Below are 19,049 nucleotides of genomic sequence, written 5' to 3'. Positions count from 1 at the left end.
CGGATTTCGTTTGCAACCGGTTGCAAATTCTGTAGCTTGGCGCCAGACGCGGCGCAAGCGGCAATCACCTGCGGCCCGCGCGATGGCGACGACTGTGGGGAGGCATTCGTGACCGACAAGACGATCAAACTGACAACCGCTCAGGCCATCGTCCGCTGGCTGGCCAATCAGTACATCGAAATCGACGGGCAGGAACTGCGGGTCTGCGGCGGCGGCTTTGGCATCTTCGGTCATGGCAACGTCACCTGTCTGGGCGAGGCACTGAACGGCTACCGCGAAGAGCTGCCGCTCTATCGTGGTCAGAACGAACAAAGCATGGGGTTCGCGGCGTCCGGCTATGCCAAGCAATGGCTGCGCCAACGTTTCATGTTCTGCACGGCCTCTGCCGGTCCGGGCACGCTGAACCTGACCACCGCGGCGGCCCTGGCACATGCCAACCGGCTGCCGATGCTGATGCTCTGTGGCGATACCTTCCTGACCCGCCTGCCCGATCCGGTGCTTCAGCAGATGGAGAATTTCACCGATCCGACCTTTGGCGCCAATGACGCCTTCAAGCCGCTCAGCCGCTATTGGGATCGCATCTGTCACCCTGCGCAGGTGATCCAATCCCTGCCTGCCGCGCTGGCCACGCTGCTGGATCCGGGCGATTGCGGCCCGGCCTTCATCGGGTTGCCCCAGGATGTGCAGGGCTGGACCTATGACTATCCTGAGGTCTTCTTCGAAAAGAAAGTCCATCGCATCCGCCGGATCACCCCGGACGCCGGGGAAATCGCCGATGCCGTCGCGCTGTTGAAATCAGCCGAACGGCCCATGATCATCGCTGGTGGCGGCGTACAGTATTCCCGCGCCGTGGCCGAACTGACCGCTTTTGCCGAGGCGCATCAGATCCCCTTGGTCGAAACCATTGCGGGCCGGGCGAACTTGCTGGCCACGCACCCGCTGAACATCGGCCCCATTGGCGTGACCGGATCGGACAGCGCCAATGCGATTGCTGAAAAGGCCGACGTGATCTTGGCGGTCGGGACGCGGCTGCAGGATTTCACCACGGGGTCGTGGACCGCCTTCGCCAAGGACGCGCGCATCATCTCTGTCAACGCCGCGCGCCACGATGCGGGCAAGCACCGGTCCCTGCCGGTCGTCGGTGACGCCAAACTTTCGCTATCCGCACTGAACGAAGCCCTAAAGGGGCACACCGGCCCGGCAGACTGGGTCACCTTCGCGCAGGACCAGCGCAAGGCGTGGGACGCCTATGTCGCCGACAACACGTCCCACGCTGACAACCGTCCGAATTCCTATGCGCAGGCCATCGGTGTGGTGAACGCGCTGTGCGACCCGCGCGATCGTGTCGTGGCCGCCGCCGGCGGTCTGCCTGCCGAGGTCACGGCCAACTGGCGCACATTGGACGTGGGCACCGTGGACGTGGAATTTGGCTTTTCCTGCATGGGCTATGAAATCGCAGGCGCCTGGGGCGCGCGCATCGCGCAAGCCGAACAAGAGCCGGACAAGGACACCATCACTTTTTGCGGTGACGGCTCTTACCTGATGCTGAACTCCGACATCTATTCCTCGGTCCTCAGCCGCAAGAAACTGATCGTGCTCTTGCTGGACAACGGCGGCTTTGCCGTCATCAACAAGCTGCAGAACAACACCGGCAACGAAAGCTTCAACAATCTTCTCAGCGATTGCCCGACGATCCCCGAGGCGTTTGGCGTCGATTTCGCCGCCCATGCCGCCGCGATGGGGGCCGCCACGGAAAAGGTCAGCAACCCGCAGGAACTGGGCGAGGCTTTCAAGCGCGCCAAGGCCAGCGACAAGACCTATGTCATCGTGATGGACGTCGACCCTTTCGAAGGCTGGACCACGCAGGGCCACGCCTGGTGGGAGGTCGGCACACCCCACGTGACCGAAGACGAAAAGGTTCGCGCCGCGCATCTGGACTGGGAATCCTCCCGCTCCAAACAGCGAAGGGGCGTCTGATGCCGCTGATCGAGGCCATCCGGGGCAATCGGTTCATCGTCTTCGGCCGAGCGGGCATGGATATGTTCGCCTCCCCCCAAGGCACCAAGGCCGAAGAGGCCGAAACCTTTGAAAGCGGTCTTGGCGGATCCTCTGCCAATATCTGCGCCGGACTGTGCAAACTGGGCAGCGCATCGGCGCTGGTGACCTCGGTCTCCGACGATGCGGTCGGACGGTTCTGCCTGAACCAGCTCAAACGGTACGGTGTGGACACCGAATACTGCAAACCGGTCGGCGGTGAATACCGCACCTCTCTGGCGGTCTACGAAAGCACGATGGAGGACTTTCAACTGGTGATCTATCGCAACGGCGCGGTGGATTTCCAGGTGACCGAGGCGGACATGGACCGCGTGCGCTACGCCGACTGGACGGCGCTTGTGACCGCAGGCACGGTCTTTGCCGCAGAGCCATCCCGCAGTGCCACCTTTCGTGCCTTCGACAATGCCAAGGCTGCCGGTCTGCCGGTGATCTTCGACATCGATTACCGCCCCTATTCCTGGCCCTCGGCGGAGGTCGCCTCGGAGGTGCTGACCCGCGCCGGAGAAGCCTCGGACATGATCGTCGGCAACGACGAAGAATTCGGCTTCATGGCGGGCGGCATCGAAAAGGGGTTGGACAAGGCGCGCGACCTGGCCGCCGGGGGTCGCCTCGTGATCTACAAGATGGGATCCGAGGGCGCTGTCACCTTCTGGAACGGAGAAGAAATCCGCACCGGCATCTATCCTGTCACCGCCGTCAAACCGAACGGCGCGGGCGACGCCTTCATGTCCGGTCTCCTGTCCGGCATCGCAAACGGCCAAGACCTGCGCAACGCGGTGCTGCAGGGCTCTGCCTGCGCGGCCATCGTCGTCTCCAAACCCGGCTGCGCCCCTTCCATGCCGACACCGGCGCAACTTACCGAATTTCTTGCCAATCACCCCGGTCCCACGGAGGTCTGACCATGCATATCGCCCCTTACGACAACCACAACAAACCCATCGTCGACGTGGACAACCCCACGGTGCCGCTAAATTACTTCAACATCGTCAAGCTGAAGAAGGGCGAGGCCTTCGAATACCAGGTGCCCGGCTATGAAACCTGCATCGCCCCCGCGACCGGCACGGTGGACGTGGATGTCGAAGGTGTCAGCTTTGCCGCCCTCGGCAACCGGGGCGAGGACGTCTGGGACGGCGAACCCGAAGGCGTCTATGTGCCGTCAGGGGCCAAGGCCACGATGGTCTGCACCTCGGACACAGCCGAGGTCTTTGTCGCCGGGGCCAGATACGACAAGGTGCTGGATCCCTTCGACGTGCGCGTGGCGGACATCGACCTTGTGCAATACGGCTCGGACGACACCAAGACACACCGCAAGATCAAGCACATCCTCGGCCAGAAACAGCATGACAAGGTGGGCCGCCTGCTGGTCTCCGAGCTCTTCACTGTCGGGGCCGGTGGCTGGTCTGGCTTTCCCAGCCACAAACATGACACCGACCGCCTGCCGGACGAAACCCGGCATGACGAAACCTACAACTTCCGCTTCAAGCCGAACTGGGGCTCGGGCCTGCAGATGTTGCAGCGCGAGGATGGCAAGCCCGGTGACGCCTATCACATCGTCGATGGCTCCACGATCTGTCTCGACAACGGCTATCACCCCTGCTGCGTTCTGCCGGGCTACGAGATGTACTATTTCACCATCCTCGGCGGCCTCAGCCAACGGTCTCTGGTGCAGTATTTCCAGCCGACCCATGCCTATCAGATCGAAACGATCCCCGGCATCAAGGACATGATCGCGAAATTCAAATGACGCTTGTCACGCTGTCGGATGTCCTGCAACCGGCCCTGCGCGAGGGCTATGCCGTCGCCGGGGTGGTCACGCTCGGCTGGGAGGACATGCGCGCCTTTGTCGAGGCGGCGGAAGCCGAAAACTGCCCCATCATCCTGCAGGCCGGGCCGTCCTGCCGTGAACACACGCCACTGCCCATCCTCGGGGCCATGTTCCGGCACCTCGCCAATGCCGCTAGCGTGCCGGTGGTGGCGCATCTGGACCACGGCTACACGGTCGAGGACTGCCGCGAGGCGTTGGACTGCGGATTCACCTCGGTCATGTTCGACGGCTCGAGCAAGCCGCTGCAGCAGAACATCGACGAAACGGCGGCGATTGCCGAAATGGCCCATGCGGCCGGGGCCTCCTGCGAAGGTGAGATCGGCTTTGTTGGCTATTCCGGCGGCGCGGAAAGCGCCGGGACGGACCCGGAAGAGGCGCGCCGCTTTGCTGCCGAAACCGGCGTGGACGCCCTGGCGATCTCTGTAGGCAATGTGCACCTGCAACAGAACGCCGGGGACGGACTGGATGAGGCGCGCATCCGCGCCATCGAGGCGGTCACAGAGGTGCCGCTTGTGATCCACGGCGGCTCTGGCGTACCGGTCACGCAACGACGCACATTGGCCCACGGATCCAACATCTGCAAATTCAATATCGGTACCGAACTGCGCACGGCCTTTGGTGCGGCACTGCGGCAGGCTGTGAATGTGGATCCGGATCGCTTCGACCGCGTCCAGATCCTGAAAGAAACCCACGCCCCTCTGGTCGCGCGCACGAGGGAAGTGTTGCGAAACATCAAGAAATCATGACAATGCTTTGTTTTACAGAATCTTTAAGGCCTTGCGCCACCCCTGTCAGATGATGGCCTGCTCGACGAAGGGGCGCTTTTCCGCGATCCGTTCGTACCCCAACGGGCTCAGGTCCAGCGTCCGGTATCCACCGTAGATGATCACCTCGGACACGCCCCGCCCGGTCGCCGGGCTCTGCTGCAACCCGTGGCCCGAAAACCCGTTGGCGAAAATGAAATTTTTCACCTCGGTGTGCGGTCCGACAACAAGGTTGTGGTCCAGCGTGTTGTAGGCGTAGTGCCCGGCCCAGTGGTTTACTACCTTGATCGCCTCAAAAGCCTCAGACCGTTCGGCCAGCGCGGGCCAGATCACCTCTTCGAACTCGTCATAGCGCGGGTCGAAATCGTCCCAATCCACCGCCGGGTCCGGGTCAGGCCGACACCCGGCCATGAAATAGCGCCCCTCGGGCCGGCAGAAGACACCTGTGTGGTCGATCATCAGCGGCAGGCGGCCTGCGTTCACCTGCGCCGACCCTTCGGGCGACTTGGCACAGTCAAAGACAAATACCGTCCGCTTGCGCGGCTCCACCGGGATATCCAACCCTGCCATACGCGCGGTCAGGGCGGCTCGCGGCCCAGAGGCATTGACGATTGTCCCCGCCGCAATCTCTTTGCCAGAGGCGAACACAGCCTTGTTCACCCGGTTCCCCTCGCGGGTGATTGCCGTGACCTCATCGGTCACAAACTCCGCCCCCTGCGCCCGCGCCTTGGCCCGGAACCCGTTCATCAACCCGGTGTTGTTGAACCAGCCCTCACCGGACCGCCCGTAAGAGGCCAGAGCGATGTCATCCACCCGCAGGTGCGGAAAGGCATCGGCAAGCTGGTCACGGCTCCACAGTTCGACCTCCGCATCGCAGGATTTTTGCACGGCGTGATTTTCCTGCAGGATCCGGACCTGCCGCGGAGTCCGGGCAAGGAACAGATACCCCCCGGCGTGAAAATTGAGATCCGGCCTTTCCCCATCCACCTGCATCACTCCACCGAAATCACGAATGACTTCAGCGCCGTACTGACTGATCTTCACGTTGATCGCGTTGGAAAACTGTGTCCGGATCGACGCAAAGGACAGCGCGGTCGAAGAGCGGGCAAAGCTGGCATCGCGTTCGACCACCAACACCGACCCGTCAAAATCCGGGTTGGCCGTCAGGTAATAGGCCACGGCAGAGCCGATCACCGCCCCGCCGACGATCACCACGTCATAGCTGTCTTTCATGTCCGGCCCATCACCCAGCGCTGCCGCGCATTACGCCTGTTCTTTTGCCTTCAATGCGGCATCGCGCATTTGCGACAGAGAAACCCGGGGCGTCAACGCCTCGGGAGAGATGTTCAGATCCAGAACCGCGCCGGTCTTGGAGGCCAGCGCCCGCTCAAAGGCCGCCGCAAATTCCGCTGTGGTTTCAACCCGTTCCGCGTGGAACCCATAGGCCCTGGCCAGTGCCGGGAAATCCGGGTTCAGGTTCATGTCCGTACCGGACACGCGCGTCGGGTAATGCCGTTCCTGATGCGCGCGGATGGTGCCGTAGATCCCGTTGTTCAGGATCAGGACAATCGGCTGCGCGCCGTATTGCGCGGCCGTCGCAAGTTCCTGACAGTTCATCTGGAAATCGCCGTCCCCCGCAAAGCAGATCACGGTTCGATCCGGGTGGCGGATCTTGGTTGCGATCGCGGCAGGCAGACCATAGCCCATCGCACCCGCCTGCGGTGCCAGCAGACGCGCATCCGGCCCATATTTGAAGAACTTGTTGGGCCAGACGGTGAAATTGCCTGCCCCGTTGGTAAGCACCACATCCTCCGGCAGCACCTCTCGCAGATGGGCGCAGACCTTGCCCATGTCCACCGGGCTGGGCAGATCGCCAAGGTCAAAGCCCGCCTCCCACGTCGTCCGCGCATCGGCCCGCCACGCGCCCCAGTTGCCCGCGACTGGCTGCGCTGCCATCGCCTGCATGAAGGCGTTCGGGCCGCAGCAAATGCCCAGTTCGGGCTGATAGACCTTGCCCAACTCGCCATCAGAGCCATGCACATGGATCAGCCGCTGTTTTGGCACCGGAACATCCAGCAGAGTCCAGGCCTCGGTCGAATTCTCGCCAAAGCGGTTGTTCACGGCGAGGATCACATCTGCCTCACGGATCAGCTTCCGCACGCCCGGCGTCATGCCCACCCCGGCCTCGCCACAGAAACAGGCTGAGAAGTTGTCGAACATGTCCTGATAGCGAAAGACGGAAACAACAGGTATGTCAGAGGCTTCCGCGAATGTCTTAAAGCCCGCCCGGCCCACTTCGGTCCAGTTGCAGCCGCCAAACAGGATCAGCGGACGCTCTGCCTGACCCAAAATGGCGCGGGCCTGCGCAACCGCCTCTGCCGCAGGCGCCGGTTCGGGATAGACCGCCGGACCGGTCAGCGCCGGCGTATCCGTGGCGGTTGTCAGCATGTCCTCGGGCAGCGCGATCACCACCGGCCCCGGTCGGCCCGTTGTGGCCGTTTTCCACGCGCGAGCCATGATCTCGGGGATGCGGTTCACATCGTCGATCTCGACCGCCCATTTCGCCATGGTGCCAAAGACGGCGCGGTAATCGACCTCCTGAAAGGCCTCGCGCCCGCGCATGTCGGTGCCGATCTGCCCGACCAGCAGGATCATCGGCGCGCTGTCCTGCATCGCCGTATGCACACCGATTGAGGCATTTGTAGCCCCCGGACCACGCGTGACCATGCAGACGCCCGGCTCTCCGGTCAGCTTACCCCAGGCGGCGGCCATGAAACCGGCCCCGCCCTCATTCCGGCAGTTGACGAAATCCAGCGCGCCCTGCGTGTCGTGCAGCGCATCCAGCACCGCCAGATAACTTTCACCCGGCACGCCAAAGGCCTTGGTCGCCCCAAGCGCCACAAGGCATTCGACCAGCAGTTTGCCGCCGTGTCGTGTCATGTCTCACCCCATACTGTCAGAGCAGGTGCCAACCGCAATCAGCCGCCCTTGAGCCGCTGCATCAGGTAAACCTCGTTTTCCGGGGACAGCGCTTGATGGCGACCGGTCGACATTTCGCCGTCGATCACCACCGAAACACCCGCCTCGATGATCTGGCCAAGCCCCGGATGCGCCGCCACCAGCCCATCCAGCATGCCGCCCACGGTCGAGGCCTCGACCTCGACCACCTCTGCGCCATCGGTCAGACGGCGCAGAGCGGACCAAAGGTGAACCTTGACGCTCACCCCTTGGCCTTGATGGCCGCCAGAACCTTGGGCGGGCTCATCGGCAGGTGCCGCATGCGGACGCCCACCGCCTCGTGGATGGCGTTGGCGATGGCGGGCAGCGGCGGGGTGATCCCGGTTTCGCCCACACCGCGCACGCCGTAAGGATGGCCCGGGTTCGGCACCTCGACGATCACGGTGTCGATCATCGGCAGGTCAGAGGCGACCGGCACGCGATAATCGAGGAAGACAGAGTTCTGCAGACGCCCCTTGTCGTCGTAGATGTATTCCTCGTTCAGCGCCCAGCCGATGCCCTGCGCCGCACCGCCCTGATACTGCCCTTCGACGTAGGACGGATGGATCGCGCGGCCCGCGTCCTGCACCACGAGGTAGCGCAGGATCGTCGTGCGCCCGGTTTCGGGATCGACCTCCACATCCACCACATGCGCGCCAAAGCTGGCACCGACGCCGTCAGGTTTTGACTCGTGGTGGCCAGAGATCGGCCCCCCGGTGTCACCCATGTTGGCGGCGATTTGCGCGATGGTCATCGGGGGGAACTTGCCCGCGTTGGGCCCGGCAGGCTGCGCCGCGCCGTTTGCCCATTCCACGGCCTCCTCATCGATGCCCCATTCGTTCGCGGCGCGGCGGCACATCTCCTTGATCGCGTTGCCCGTCGCCTCGACCGCCGCCTTGCCAGTGGCAAAGGTCGCGCGGCTGCCATGCGTCGGTTCATTCACGCCAAGCGCGCCGGTTTCCACCACGTTCACGCGGACGTCCTCGTAGGGAATGCCCAGTGTCTCTGCCACCATCAGCCCGATGGAGGCGCGGCTGCCGCCGATGTCCGGCGTCCCGACAGAAACCTGCGCGGTGCCATCCTCGGAAATCGCCATGGAAACAGAGGTATCGCCGTTGTGGTTAAACCAGTAGCCCACCGCAAAACCACGCCCCTGGTTCGGGCCAAGCTCTGCCTGCAGGTTCGGATGCGCCTTGGTCGCCTCCAACACCTCGGCCAGTCCGATGGACCCGAATTTCGGCCCATAGCTGGACCGGTCGCCGGTGTGCACGGCGTTTTTCTGGCGCACCTCGATCGGGTCCAGTTTCAACTCGCGGCACATCTCGTCCACAAGGCTTTCGACCGCAAAGGCGCCCATGGGCGACCCCGGCGCACGATACGCCGCGCATTTCGGACGGTTGGCCAAAACGTCATAGCCGATATGTTCGACCGCAGGCAGCTTGTACCCGGCAAAGGCGCAATACAGCGCCATGTCCACCGGCGCCCCGGGAAAGGCCCCGCCCTGCATGCGGAATTCGGCCCGGGCCGCGGTGATGGTGCCGTCCTTCTTCATCCCGATCTTGACGTCCATCGACGCCGAGGCTGTCGGCCCCGTGGCGCGCAGCACCTCCGACCGGGTCATGACGATCTTGACCGGACGCCCGCCCGCCTTTTTCGACAGGGCCAGCGACAGCGGCTCCATGAAGATGGTGGTCTTGCCGCCAAATCCGCCGCCGATTTCGGACGGGGTCACGCGCAATTGAGACGCTTCCAGCCCCAGAACCGAGGCGCACATCTTGCGGATGAACCATTGGCCCTGCGTGCAGACCCACATCTCGCCCTTGCCGTCCGCGCCCATCTGGCCAAGGCAGGCATGCGGCTCGATATAGCCCTGATGCGTGGCCTCGGTCTTGTAGGTGCCCTCGCGGACGATATCCGCCTCGGCAAAGCCCGCGTCCACGTCGCCGTGACCAAACTCCATGTATTTGACCACGTTGGGATGCAGCCCCTCGGGTACGGTGGCATCCGCCGCCCCTTCGCGGATCACCGGCGCGCCGTCGGACATCGCGGCGTCAACGTCGGTCACATGCGGCAGGATCTCGTATTCCACCTCGACCAGACGCGCCGCCTCTTCGGCCAACAGCTTGGATGTCGCCGCCACAGCTGCCACCGCGTGCCCGTCGTACAGCGCACGTTCCCCGGCCATGGTGTTTTCCTGCAGGTCCCAGTCCTCACCGGTCAGACCCGTCGGAAAATCAGCGCGCGTGACCACGGCCTTGACCCCGTCCAGCGCCTCGGCCTTCGAGGTGTCGATCCGCACGATCCGCGCATGTGCATGGGGCGAACGCACGACCGCGCCCCAGATCATGCCCGGCGCAGTGATATCCGCACCATAGCGCGCGCGGCCCGTCACCTTGTCCAGACCATCGGGACGATCGGGACGTGTGCCGACCAGCCGGAATTCCTTGAACTCGTCCTTTGCCATCACGCAGCCTCCCCGCGCAGTTCCGCAGCCGCATCCATGACGGCGCGCACGATCTTGTCATAGCCGGTACAGCGGCAGAGGTTCCCCGCCAGCCAGTACCGCACGTCTTCCTCCGAGGGATCGGCGTTCACCTCCAGCAGCTTTTTCGCCGCCACAAGGAACCCGGGCGTGCAGAACCCGCATTGCAGCGCCGCATGTTCGATGAACTTGCGCTGCAGGGGGTGCAGGCTGTCGCCCTGCCCCATGCCCTCGATGGTTTCGATCTCTTTGCCCTCGGCCTCGACCCCAAGGACAAGGCAGGAACAGACCAGCGTGCCGTCCAGCGTCACCGAACAGGCCCCGCAGTCGCCGGTGCCGCAGCCTTCCTTTGTGCCGGTCAGGTCCAGCCGGTCGCGTAAGCTGTCCAGCAGGGTTTCGCGCGGGTCCGCGAGGAATTCGACCTCTTCGCCGTTCACCCGTGTCGTTACGTGAATCTTGCTCATTTGCCGGCTCCCCTTGCCCGGTCATAGGCGATGCGGGCCGCGCGCTTCGCCAGCACACCCGCCACCTCGGTGCGGAACGCCACGGTCCCGCGTTTGTCATCGATCGGCTTGCAGGCGGCACTGGCCGCTGCTGCCAGTTTGTCCAATGCCGCGTCATCCAGCGTGCTGCCGATGATGGCAGACGCCGCCTCGGGCACCAGAACCACGGTCGGCGCGACGGCCCCCAGAACCACGCGGGCCGCAGAAATCCTGTCGCCCTCGACGCTCAGGCTGACCGCACAGCCGACCACGGCGATGTCCATCTCGGTGCGCGGAATAAACCGCAGATAGGCGTCACCACCCCCGGCACCGCGCCGTGGCAGCAGCACGGCAGAGACCACCTCACCCGGCTTCAGCACCGTCTTGCCCGGACCCGCCGGGATCTCCTCGACCGGCACGGTACGCGTGCCGTCGCGCCCGGTCACCTCGACAGAGGCCCCCGCCGCCACCAGACCCGGCACGCCATCCGCCGCCGGAGAGCCGTTGCACAGGTTCCCCACCAGCGTCGCCCGGCCCTGGATCTGGGTCGACCCGACCAGTTCCATGCCCTCGACCACGCCGGGCCAATCCGCACACAGCCCCGCATGCGCCCCCAGCGCAATGCCCGGCACGGCCACGCCAATCCGCCAGCCGCCATCAGCACTCTGCGTGATCTCGCTCACGCCCGGGATTTTCTTCAGGTCGATCAGATCGTCGGGCAACACCATGCCTGCCCGCATCTGCACCAGCACATCCGTGCCCCCGGCAAGGAACCGCGTCACGCCGGTTCCGGCCAAGGCAATTTCCACCGCATCCTCGAACGATGCCGGACTATGATATCGCATCATGACTCCCTGTCGTTGATCAGCGGTCCGGACGCGCCGCCCGCTGCGGGTGCAGGACACATCCCCGCGCCCTGTCTTCTACTCACGTTTCCAATCTGGAAGGCCGGCTTAGCCGCCCTTCCGAAACGCGCATCATGCGCCAAAAACCGCGCCGCATGATTTCCCGCACATCAAGCCACTTCCCAAGGGAAGGGTCAACCTGCGCGCGCGACTTCCTTTGCATTCTTCGCGTCATTCCCCGACCGTCGGCAAGGGCCGATACCTTACCCGCTTCTATGGGCTTCAAAATACCTCGGGGGAGTCGTCACGCAGATTACGACGGGGGCAGCGCCCCAACCTTCCTTCAAACAAGGGGATAGCCTCTCAGGTCTTGCGCTTCATCAACCCGCGCGAGGGGTCATAGCCCCAGACCGCCGCCGCCATCAGCACGACGCTCGCCAGCACCACCCATCCCAAGGCGGCCCAGTTGACCTCGACATAGAGCGCAAAGCGGATCAGTTCGACACCATGTGTAAACGGGTTCACCGCGCAGATGTCATGCAACAGCTCCGAACTTTCGGCCATCTTCCACAGCGGGTAGAGCGCGGAGGACAGAAAGAACATCGGAAAGATGACAAAATTCATCACGCCCGCGAAATTCTCCAACTGCCGGATAAAGCTCGACAGCACCAGCCCCAGCGCCCCCAGCATCAGCCCCGCCAGAACCAGCGCGGGCAGCACCGTGACATAGCCCCAAGGCGGCATGGTGATGTCGAACAGCGCGGCGATGCCGAGGAAGGCATAGACCTGCAGAACCGAAATTGCGGTCGACCCCAACAGTCGGCACAACAGCAGCCACCATCGCGGAAAGGGGCTGGTCAGCAGCAGGCGCATCGACCCCATCTCGCGGTCGTAGACCAGGCTCAGCGACGACTGCATCCCGTTGAACAGCAGGATCATCCCGCACAGGCCCGGCACGATGTAGGTCTCATAGGTGATATAGGTCTGGTAGGGCGGAATGATCGACAGGCCCAGGGCCGCCCGGAACCCGGCAGCAAAAACCAGCAGCCAGACAAGCGGGCGCACCAGAGCGGCCAGGAACCGCTCACGCTGATGGACAAAGCGCAGGAACTCGCGGCCCACGACCGCGCGCAGGACACCCAGATGGCCGCTCATGCCCCCCGCGCTCATGCCATGGCCCTCGTGCGGTCCACGAACCAGTCCGACAGTGGTTTGTCCCCCCGCACCTCCCCGGTGATGCCATCGGCAAGGATACGCCCCCGGTGCAGCACCAACAGGTGATCCGCGTCCCGCACCTCATCGGTCAGATGCGTGGTCCACAGCACGCACATCCCCTCGTCGCGGGCCAGATCATGCACCTGCGCGGTGATCGCCTTGCGGGATTCCACGTCCAGTCCCACGGTCGGCTCATCCAGCAGCAACACCTTGGGCGCGTGCAGCAGGGATCGCGCCAGTTCCGTCCGCCGCCGGTGCCCCCCGTTCAGCGCGCGTACCTTTTCGCCCGCCCGTTCGCGCATCCCCAACCGGTCCAGCGCCCCGTCGATCCGCGCCGCCAGTCCCTTGCGCGGCAATCCGTGCAGCGCCGCGAAATAGGACAGGTTTTGCCGCACCGTCAGGTCCAGATCCAGCGTCGGCTGCTGAAACACCACGCCCAATGCCGCCAGCGCCCGGCGCGGGTGCCGCCGCATGTCCTGACCGGCCACATTGATTTCTCCCCCTGGCGCCACCAAAAGTCGCGTCAGCAAGGCCACCAGCGTCGATTTCCCCGCGCCGTTCGGCCCCAAGAGCGCGCAGAACCGCCCCTTCGGAACCTCGAACGACACATCGTCCAGCGCCTGTTTCGCCCCATAGCTGAAACTCAGCCCCTCGACCCGCAGGCCCTCGTCCATCGACTCACCCATCCGTCAATTCCGCCGGTGCCCCTTCCAGCCGCAGGATGCGGTCGGACAAACGCTCTGCCTCATCCCGGTCATGGGTCACGAACAGGGTCGCGGGCCGCGTCGCCGCCAACAGCGATTCCGTCAGCGTCAGCATACGCTCTGCAGTCGCCGGGTCGAGCGAGGTAAAGGGTTCGTCCATGATCAGCAGATCGGGCGGGGTCGCAAAAGCGCGCGCAAGCGCCAGTCTCCGCTGCTGGCCCAGCGACAGCTGACCGGGAAAGAGGTCTTCCTTGCCCGCCAGCCCCACACGATCCAAAGCCGCCCGCGCGCCCTCTGCCCCCAATCCGGGATGCACCAATGTCAGGTTTTGCAGCACCGACCGCCAAGGCAGCAGCGTGGGTTCCTGAAACACCACCGCCATCCGTTCGGGCCGGTCCACATGGCCCTCGAACGCCAGATCGGTCTCCGCGATGATGCGCAGAACGGTGCTTTTGCCGATTCCGGATTCGCCCACCAAGGCCACGCTTTCGCCCGGCGCGATATCGAAATGCACAGCCCCCAACACCTGCACATCGCCAAAGCGTTTCGCGTCAATGCGGACCCGGATCACGCGTCCCTCCAGCCGCGCACGCGGCGCTCCCAGGGTTGCAGGATCAGCCATTCCACCAGCAGCATCACGCAGATGAAGGACAGCGCGTAGACCAGCACCATCGCCACGTCGAAAAGCTGAAAATAGAGGTGGATCTGAAACCCCACGCCAGAGGACCGGCCAAGGAATTCAACCACCAGCACGATCTTCCAGATCACGGCGATGCCGGACCGCGCCGCGCCGGTGATGAAGGGTGCAAGCTGCGGCAGGATCACATGGCGCATCCGTGCGCCCCAACTCATCCGGTAAATCCGCGCCATCGCGTCCAGCTGCGGATCCATCGCCCGCGCGCCTTCGCGGATCACGGTGGTCACGTTGGGGATCTTGTTCAGCGTCACCGCCAAAATCGCCGCCGTCTCGTTCAGCCCGATCCACAGGTAACACAGCACGATCAGCACCAGCGCCGGAAGGTTCAGAAAGATCACCAGCCAAGGGTCCAGCCATCGGTTCAGCGCCTCACACCGGCCCATCGCCAGCCCCAGCGCGATCCCCGCCCCCATCGCCAACGAAAAGGCCCAGAGCACGCGCACAACCGTCTGCGACAGGTGAAACAGCAACTCGCCAGAGGCCAGTTCGGCCCGGAACGGATCGATCAGCGCAAGCGGAGACGGCAGAACCTGCGGATCTGCCGTCCGGGCCGCCGCGACAACCCACAGGCCCAGCAACAGGGCGATGGACAGTGCCGTCACCCCGCGCGACGCCGTTGCCGTTTTAGTCGAGGTCGGCAAACAGCCCCTCCGGCACGGACGATGCCTTGCCCACCAGGTCCTCACCGCCCAGATCCGCCATGACAGACAGCATCTTGTTGGCGGCCTCGACGTCCACGGGACCGCGCGCCGGAATGCCGCTGATCCAGTCGGCCTTCAGCGTTTCGAACTGCGCGTCGGACTTGGCGTTCATGCGCGGACGAATGGCCTCCCACGCGGCGTCATCGCTGGCCAGCAGGTCCTTGGCGTCGCGGCTGGCGTCGTACAGCTTTTGCGCAAGGCCGGGATGCTCGGCCAGAAAGCTTTCCTTGAGATAATAGCCCAGCAGCGGCGTATTCGGGTCCAGCCCCAGCGCCTTGCCCGCCTCGTCGACGGAAATCAGCTCGCGCATTCCGGCCGCTTTCATCTTGGCAAGGAAGTGCCAGAAGTTGATCGCCCCCGCATAGTCACCGCCAAGCCCGGATTTGAAGATCAGCGGCGGCGCGCCAAAGACCTGCTCGGTCTGCGCCTTGAGATCCATGTTGTATTCCTTTTGCGCATAGGCGCGCAGGATCAACCACGATTTGTCCAGAGGGCCACCGGCGATCCCGATCTTGCCACCGTCGAGATCGGTCAGCCGTTTCGCGTCGCTGTCGCCGGGCACAAGGATCGAACCCACGGCCCGCGAATACGGGATAAACACGTAATCCTTGCCCGCCGCCCGCTGCCGCGCGACCCAGATCCAGTCTGCCACCGCCATGTCGGCCTCGCCGCCCTCGACCGCGATCCGTGTCGCGCCGTTGTCGGCATAACCCTGCACGTCCAGCGTGAACCCATGTGCCTTGTCGAACCCGTTTTCGGTGATCGTCGCCAGTTCCCAATTCACGGTCCCGATCTTCAGGACAGCGGCGCGGATCACCGGCATATCCGCAGCCAGAACCGGCGCCGCAAGCGCCATGACCGCCGCGCCGACAGCACCCAGACGGCTGAACATCTTCAGCATGTTGAATTCCTCCCGTATCTCTCCGGACCTCCCCGTCCGGGCTCTGTCAAAGCCTAGAACACCCGCGCCACGGCAACGACTTGTCCTTTGGTCGTGTAGCCAGCAGGACTCCGCCCTCCAGAGACGAAATCACCGCCCGGGATACGGGCGGTGACGGGGATTCGGGTTGCACGCACTCGGGGCACATGCACGTCAGGAATGGCGCAGGGTCAGTCTGCGTCATCCTCACCGTTGGCCGCCAGATAGGCGATCACGTTCTGACGCTCTTCTTCCTTGCGCAGACCGGCAAAGGACATCTTGTTGCCCGGGATGTAGTCACGCGGGTTGGTCAGGTATTGGTCCAGGATCTCGGGCGTCCACGCCTCGTTCTCTGCGCCGAAGGCCACCATCGCGTCCGAGTATTTGAACCCTTCGGCAGCGGCGATCGGGCCGCCGACAATACCGTTCAGCACCGGGCCGACGCGGTTCTTGGCGTCGTCGCCGACCTGATGGCAGGCCTTGCACTTGCGGAACACCTTTTCGCCCGCATCGGCGTCGCCGGGCAGCTCGTGGCTCTCTGCAAAGGCCAGGGTCGGCAGCATTGCAATGAAGGTGGCTCCGAGGATCTTCTTCATCATGGGATAGGTCTCTCCGATTTCAGTCCGTCTGTCCGCGCGTCAGCATTCAGGGTCCCGGTGGACCGGGCTGGCCAAGACATACGAAGGGAATGCCTTGTTGTACATCCACCGCCACCCCGGGCAATCCTGTCGCGCCATTGTGTCGCTGAGATAGGAGTATCAGGCCCACGGGCAACCGGTCATTAGCACCTTGGTCTAGCAGATGCCGCCCCGACGACCCAGAAACGGGGCGACGAATCGTGCCCCCGCCGCAAACGCCCCTTCAGAGGGAATGGAACACGAAAGACCGCATCGAAACCGAGCCAAGGTCGATCGCATCGGTCATGAAGGTCAGCGCATCGCGCCCGTCAGAGGCGCCCGCAATGGTCAGCGCGGGCATGTAGTGATCCACCGACGGATGCGCCTGTCGCAACAGCGTCCCCAACCCTTCGGCATCGGCCAGCGCGCCAAAGTCCCGGTCTTCCATCCGGTCGGCAAACAACGCATCGAATTCCAGCGCGAAATCCAGTGGTTTGCCGCCGGGCCGCATGGCCCGCAGGTTGTGCACCACGTTGCCCGAGCCAAGGATCAGCACCCCGCGATCCCGCAGATCGGACAGCGCGCGCCCCACCTCCAGTTGATGCGCCAGACCCCGGCTCATGTCGATGGACACCTGGAACACGGGCACATCCGCGCCGGGATACATGAATTTCAACAGCGTCCACGCCCCGTGGTCCAACCCCCATGTATCGTCCTCTGCCGCGTGGTGGCTGGCCAGCAGGCTGACCACCTCGCGCGCCAGATCGGGGTCGCCCTGCGCCGGGTACTGCTGTTGATACAGTTCCTCGGGGAAGTTGTAGAAATCATGGATCGTGCGCGGTGCGGCGGACACATCGACCAGCGTCGTGCCCTTGGTCATCCAGTGGGCGGACACCACAAGGATCGCCTTGGGACGCGGCAGCGTCGCGCCCAGTTCCGTCCAGGCCCGGCTATAGCCGGTATCCTCGATGGCATTCATCGGGCTGCCGTGGCCCAGAAAGACCAGCGGCATCCGGTCGGACGGCGTCAGCCGGTCACGCAAACGGTCAAGTTGCTGGATCGTGCTCATCCGGTCTCTCCTATGGCTGGGGGCCGCCGGGATGGCGGCCGTGCAAAGTCAGGCGAACTGACCAAGGGTCCGTTGCAGGACCGGCAGGCGCAGCGCAAAGGCACCGGCGCCCAACAGGGCGACCGCCCCCTGGACGATGGCCCAGAACACCGGGAATTCCCAGCCGCCGCCTTCGCCGGAAAACAGCCAGCCATTGCCCGCATGGACCCATGCCGCGCCCAAGAGAACCGGGATCAGCGCCAGCGACACCAGTCGCGTCGCCACGCCAAGGATCAGCGCCAGCCCGCCCGCCAGCTCGGCGAAGATGGTCAGATAGGCCAGAACGCCCGGCAGGCCGAGGCTTTCGAAATAGCCGACAGTGCCCGCGACGGTGAAGACATTCACCTTCAACAGCCCGTGGGCAAGGAACAGAGCGCCGGTCGAAACCCGCAGAAGGGTGGCGGCATAATCGGAAGAAGTGGTCATTGTTGCGTCTCCTGAAAGGCAAGCGGCCCGTGGCGGCCTGCCGTGTTGTGATGAGACGGAAATACCGCTTGCTCACAGTCAACAAAATGGCGACTTTATTGGAATACTATCCACGTTTTGTTCCGAATAGGCTTCATGGATACCCTCGACCAACTCCGCGCCTTCGTGGCCACCGCGCAAACCGGCTCTTTCACCGGGGCTGCCGATCAGCTTGGCGTGTCCAACCGCCTGACGTCGAAATACGTGGCAGAGCTTGAGGCGCGGCTTGGCGTGCGGCTGTTTCAGCGTACCACGCGCAAGGTGGGCCTGACACCGGCGGGCGCCGACCTCTTGGCCCGCGCCCCGGCCCTGCTGGACGATCTGGACGATCTCTTGGCCGAGGTCGGCGAAGGCTCGCGCGGTTTTACCGGCACGATCCGCATCTCCGCCCCGGTGACCTTTGGAGAGATCTACGTCAGCGGCCTGCTGGGCCACTTCGCCGAACGCAATCCGGGGCTGACGATCGACCTGCGCCTGACCGACCACTTCGTCGATCTGGCCAGTGAGGGCATCGACCTCGCCTTTCGGTTGGGCCAGTCAGAGATGCTCTCGCTGAAATCGCGGAAACTGGCGGTGTTCCGGACGCTCGTTGTTGCCAGCCCGGACTACCTTGCCCGCTACGGCACACCGGACAGCCCTCAGGACCTGACGGCGCATGAATGCATCATCGACACTAACCGGCGAACGCCGCGCCGATGGGTCTTTGAACGCGACGCATCGGATCACACGATACAGGTGCCGGGCCGCTTTCAGGTCAATTCGGCCCGTGCGGCGGCCGAACTGGCGAAACAGGGTCTGGGCATCGCCTGCGTCCCGCGCTTTGCAATCCGGGACTTTCTGGACAGCGGGCGGCTGGTTCCGCTCCTGACGGAATATCATGGCCAGAGCGGGCCGGTGACAGCCGTCTACCTTGAGGGGCGAACCCTGCCCCGCAAGGTCCGCGCCCTGATCGATTTCGCCGTCGAGGACATGCGAAACGCCGACATCCTGTGAGGCAACGGGCCGCAAATGCCTGCGAATTATGCATCGACACAGGCCATGCCGCAGCGCAGCACGTTTTTCCTTGCCCTGCGGCACCTATCGACGGAAATCTGATCCCATAGGCGGCAAGGGCGTCGCCGATTCCCGACAACGGGCTGATGAGCAAGGCTGCTCGACCTCTCGCAACTTCGG

Annotated in this window: 19 protein-coding genes; 5 read left to right on the top strand and 14 right to left on the bottom strand. The window is 64.1% G+C overall.

What is annotated here, in order from left to right:
• Positions 1-108 precede the first annotated feature (108 nt).
• The 4 genes from iolD to ACTXGA_RS04180 are packed head-to-tail and all read left to right on the top strand — an operon-like array spanning position 109 to position 4,626.
• Complete coding sequence (iolD, locus tag ACTXGA_RS04195) at positions 109-1,977, top strand: 3D-(3,5/4)-trihydroxycyclohexane-1,2-dione acylhydrolase (decyclizing) (protein WP_443391877.1); 1,869 nt, start codon at positions 109-111, stop codon at positions 1,975-1,977.
• Positions 1,977-2,954 carry a 5-dehydro-2-deoxygluconokinase gene (gene iolC / locus ACTXGA_RS04190; protein WP_443391876.1) on the top strand — a complete coding sequence of 326 codons (978 nt, stop codon included), beginning with the start codon at positions 1,977-1,979 and terminating at the stop codon, positions 2,952-2,954. The genes iolD and iolC overlap by 1 nt, the downstream gene beginning before the upstream one ends.
• A 2-nt stretch (positions 2,955-2,956) precedes the next feature.
• Positions 2,957-3,799, top strand: coding sequence for a 5-deoxy-glucuronate isomerase (locus ACTXGA_RS04185; RefSeq protein WP_443391875.1), 843 nt, complete (start codon positions 2,957-2,959; stop codon positions 3,797-3,799).
• A complete protein-coding gene (locus tag ACTXGA_RS04180; protein WP_443391874.1) occupies positions 3,796-4,626 on the top strand; it encodes a class II fructose-bisphosphate aldolase in 831 nt (276 codons plus the stop codon). Before ACTXGA_RS04185 ends, ACTXGA_RS04180 begins: the two co-directional genes overlap by 4 nt.
• Positions 4,627-4,671: 45 nt before the next feature.
• Here ACTXGA_RS04180 and ACTXGA_RS04175 read toward each other — a convergent pair whose 3' ends face one another.
• From ACTXGA_RS04175 to ACTXGA_RS04110, 14 genes are all read right to left on the bottom strand, one after another.
• On the bottom strand, positions 4,672-5,877 hold the full coding sequence (locus ACTXGA_RS04175; RefSeq protein ID WP_443391873.1) for an NAD(P)/FAD-dependent oxidoreductase: 1,206 nt from the start codon (positions 5,875-5,877) through the stop codon (positions 4,672-4,674).
• A gap of 30 nt (positions 5,878-5,907) precedes the next feature.
• Positions 5,908-7,584, bottom strand: coding sequence for a thiamine pyrophosphate-dependent enzyme (locus tag ACTXGA_RS04170; RefSeq protein ID WP_443391872.1), 1,677 nt, complete (start codon positions 7,582-7,584; stop codon positions 5,908-5,910).
• Between the two features lie 38 nt (positions 7,585-7,622).
• Positions 7,623-7,868: a ubiquitin family protein gene (locus ACTXGA_RS04165; RefSeq protein ID WP_443391871.1), complete on the bottom strand. Its 246-nt coding sequence runs from the start codon at positions 7,866-7,868 to the stop codon at positions 7,623-7,625.
• Entirely contained in the window at positions 7,865-10,105 is a 2,241-nt protein-coding gene (locus ACTXGA_RS04160; protein WP_443391870.1) for a xanthine dehydrogenase family protein molybdopterin-binding subunit, read from the bottom strand. The genes ACTXGA_RS04165 and ACTXGA_RS04160 overlap by 4 nt, the downstream gene beginning before the upstream one ends.
• Positions 10,105-10,587 (bottom strand): (2Fe-2S)-binding protein, encoded by a 483-nt coding sequence (locus ACTXGA_RS04155; RefSeq protein WP_443391869.1) that lies wholly within the window; start codon positions 10,585-10,587, stop codon positions 10,105-10,107. The genes ACTXGA_RS04160 and ACTXGA_RS04155 overlap by 1 nt, the downstream gene beginning before the upstream one ends.
• Complete coding sequence (locus ACTXGA_RS04150; RefSeq protein WP_443392030.1) at positions 10,584-11,450, bottom strand: FAD binding domain-containing protein; 867 nt, start codon at positions 11,448-11,450, stop codon at positions 10,584-10,586. Before ACTXGA_RS04150 ends, ACTXGA_RS04155 begins: the two co-directional genes overlap by 4 nt.
• Before the next feature lie 363 nt (positions 11,451-11,813).
• Positions 11,814-12,605: a lanthanide ABC transporter permease protein PedC gene (gene pedC / locus ACTXGA_RS04145; RefSeq protein ID WP_443391868.1), complete on the bottom strand. Its 792-nt coding sequence runs from the start codon at positions 12,603-12,605 to the stop codon at positions 11,814-11,816.
• Positions 12,606-12,616: 11 nt separating this feature from the next.
• A complete protein-coding gene (gene pedB / locus ACTXGA_RS04140; RefSeq protein WP_443391867.1) occupies positions 12,617-13,351 on the bottom strand; it encodes a lanthanide ABC transporter ATP-binding protein PedB/LutE in 735 nt (244 codons plus the stop codon).
• Entirely contained in the window at positions 13,344-13,940 is a 597-nt protein-coding gene (locus tag ACTXGA_RS04135; protein ID WP_443391866.1) for an ABC transporter ATP-binding protein, read from the bottom strand. The genes pedB and ACTXGA_RS04135 overlap by 8 nt, the downstream gene beginning before the upstream one ends.
• Complete coding sequence (locus ACTXGA_RS04130) at positions 13,937-14,707, bottom strand: ABC transporter permease (RefSeq protein WP_443391865.1); 771 nt, start codon at positions 14,705-14,707, stop codon at positions 13,937-13,939. Before ACTXGA_RS04130 ends, ACTXGA_RS04135 begins: the two co-directional genes overlap by 4 nt.
• Positions 14,691-15,659, bottom strand: coding sequence for an ABC transporter substrate-binding protein (locus ACTXGA_RS04125; protein WP_443392029.1), 969 nt, complete (start codon positions 15,657-15,659; stop codon positions 14,691-14,693). Before ACTXGA_RS04125 ends, ACTXGA_RS04130 begins: the two co-directional genes overlap by 17 nt.
• A 218-nt stretch (positions 15,660-15,877) precedes the next feature.
• Positions 15,878-16,285, bottom strand: a complete 408-nt coding sequence (locus ACTXGA_RS04120) for a c-type cytochrome (protein ID WP_443391864.1) — start codon at positions 16,283-16,285, stop codon at positions 15,878-15,880.
• Between the two features lie 262 nt (positions 16,286-16,547).
• Positions 16,548-17,372 (bottom strand): 4,5-DOPA-extradiol-dioxygenase, encoded by an 825-nt coding sequence (ygiD, locus tag ACTXGA_RS04115; RefSeq protein WP_443391863.1) that lies wholly within the window; start codon positions 17,370-17,372, stop codon positions 16,548-16,550.
• A 48-nt stretch (positions 17,373-17,420) separates the two neighbouring features.
• Positions 17,421-17,837 (bottom strand): DoxX family protein, encoded by a 417-nt coding sequence (locus ACTXGA_RS04110; RefSeq protein WP_443391862.1) that lies wholly within the window; start codon positions 17,835-17,837, stop codon positions 17,421-17,423.
• A gap of 135 nt (positions 17,838-17,972) precedes the next feature.
• On the opposite strand from ACTXGA_RS04110, the gene ACTXGA_RS04105 reads away from it, so the two are divergent.
• Positions 17,973-18,869, top strand: a complete 897-nt coding sequence (locus tag ACTXGA_RS04105; RefSeq protein WP_443391861.1) for a LysR family transcriptional regulator — start codon at positions 17,973-17,975, stop codon at positions 18,867-18,869.
• The last annotated feature ends 180 nt before the right edge of the window (positions 18,870-19,049 follow it).

The sequence above is a fragment of the Antarctobacter jejuensis genome (genome assembly GCF_052266595.1).
Classification (GTDB): domain Bacteria; phylum Pseudomonadota; class Alphaproteobacteria; order Rhodobacterales; family Rhodobacteraceae; genus Antarctobacter; species Antarctobacter jejuensis.
Note: the sequence above shows the minus strand (reverse complement) of the source record. Positions and strands in the feature narration are given on the sequence as shown.

What these genes read in the sequence shown, in the direction of transcription:
- iolC (WP_443391876.1), top strand. Translation starts at nt 1,977, where the DNA reads ATGCCGCTGATCGAGGCCATCCGGGGCAATCGGTTCATCGTCTTCGGC.
- ACTXGA_RS04185 (WP_443391875.1), top strand. Translation starts at nt 2,957, where the DNA reads ATGCATATCGCCCCTTACGACAACCACAACAAACCCATCGTCGACGTG.
- ACTXGA_RS04180 (WP_443391874.1), top strand. Translation starts at nt 3,796, where the DNA reads ATGACGCTTGTCACGCTGTCGGATGTCCTGCAACCGGCCCTGCGCGAG.
- ACTXGA_RS04175 (WP_443391873.1), bottom strand. Translation starts at nt 5,877, where the DNA reads ATGAAAGACAGCTATGACGTGGTGATCGTCGGCGGGGCGGTGATCGGC.
- ACTXGA_RS04170 (WP_443391872.1), bottom strand. Translation starts at nt 7,584, where the DNA reads ATGACACGACACGGCGGCAAACTGCTGGTCGAATGCCTTGTGGCGCTT.
- ACTXGA_RS04160 (WP_443391870.1), bottom strand. Translation starts at nt 10,105, where the DNA reads ATGGCAAAGGACGAGTTCAAGGAATTCCGGCTGGTCGGCACACGTCCC.
- ACTXGA_RS04155 (WP_443391869.1), bottom strand. Translation starts at nt 10,587, where the DNA reads ATGAGCAAGATTCACGTAACGACACGGGTGAACGGCGAAGAGGTCGAA.
- ACTXGA_RS04150 (WP_443392030.1), bottom strand. Translation starts at nt 11,450, where the DNA reads ATGCGATATCATAGTCCGGCATCGTTCGAGGATGCGGTGGAAATTGCC.
- pedC (WP_443391868.1), bottom strand. Translation starts at nt 12,605, where the DNA reads ATGAGCGGCCATCTGGGTGTCCTGCGCGCGGTCGTGGGCCGCGAGTTC.
- pedB (WP_443391867.1), bottom strand. Translation starts at nt 13,351, where the DNA reads ATGGGTGAGTCGATGGACGAGGGCCTGCGGGTCGAGGGGCTGAGTTTC.
- ACTXGA_RS04125 (WP_443392029.1), bottom strand. Translation starts at nt 15,659, where the DNA reads ATGTTCAGCCGTCTGGGTGCTGTCGGCGCGGCGGTCATGGCGCTTGCG.
- ACTXGA_RS04120 (WP_443391864.1), bottom strand. Translation starts at nt 16,285, where the DNA reads ATGATGAAGAAGATCCTCGGAGCCACCTTCATTGCAATGCTGCCGACC.
- ygiD (WP_443391863.1), bottom strand. Translation starts at nt 17,372, where the DNA reads ATGAGCACGATCCAGCAACTTGACCGTTTGCGTGACCGGCTGACGCCG.
- ACTXGA_RS04110 (WP_443391862.1), bottom strand. Translation starts at nt 17,837, where the DNA reads ATGACCACTTCTTCCGATTATGCCGCCACCCTTCTGCGGGTTTCGACC.
- ACTXGA_RS04105 (WP_443391861.1), top strand. Translation starts at nt 17,973, where the DNA reads ATGGATACCCTCGACCAACTCCGCGCCTTCGTGGCCACCGCGCAAACC.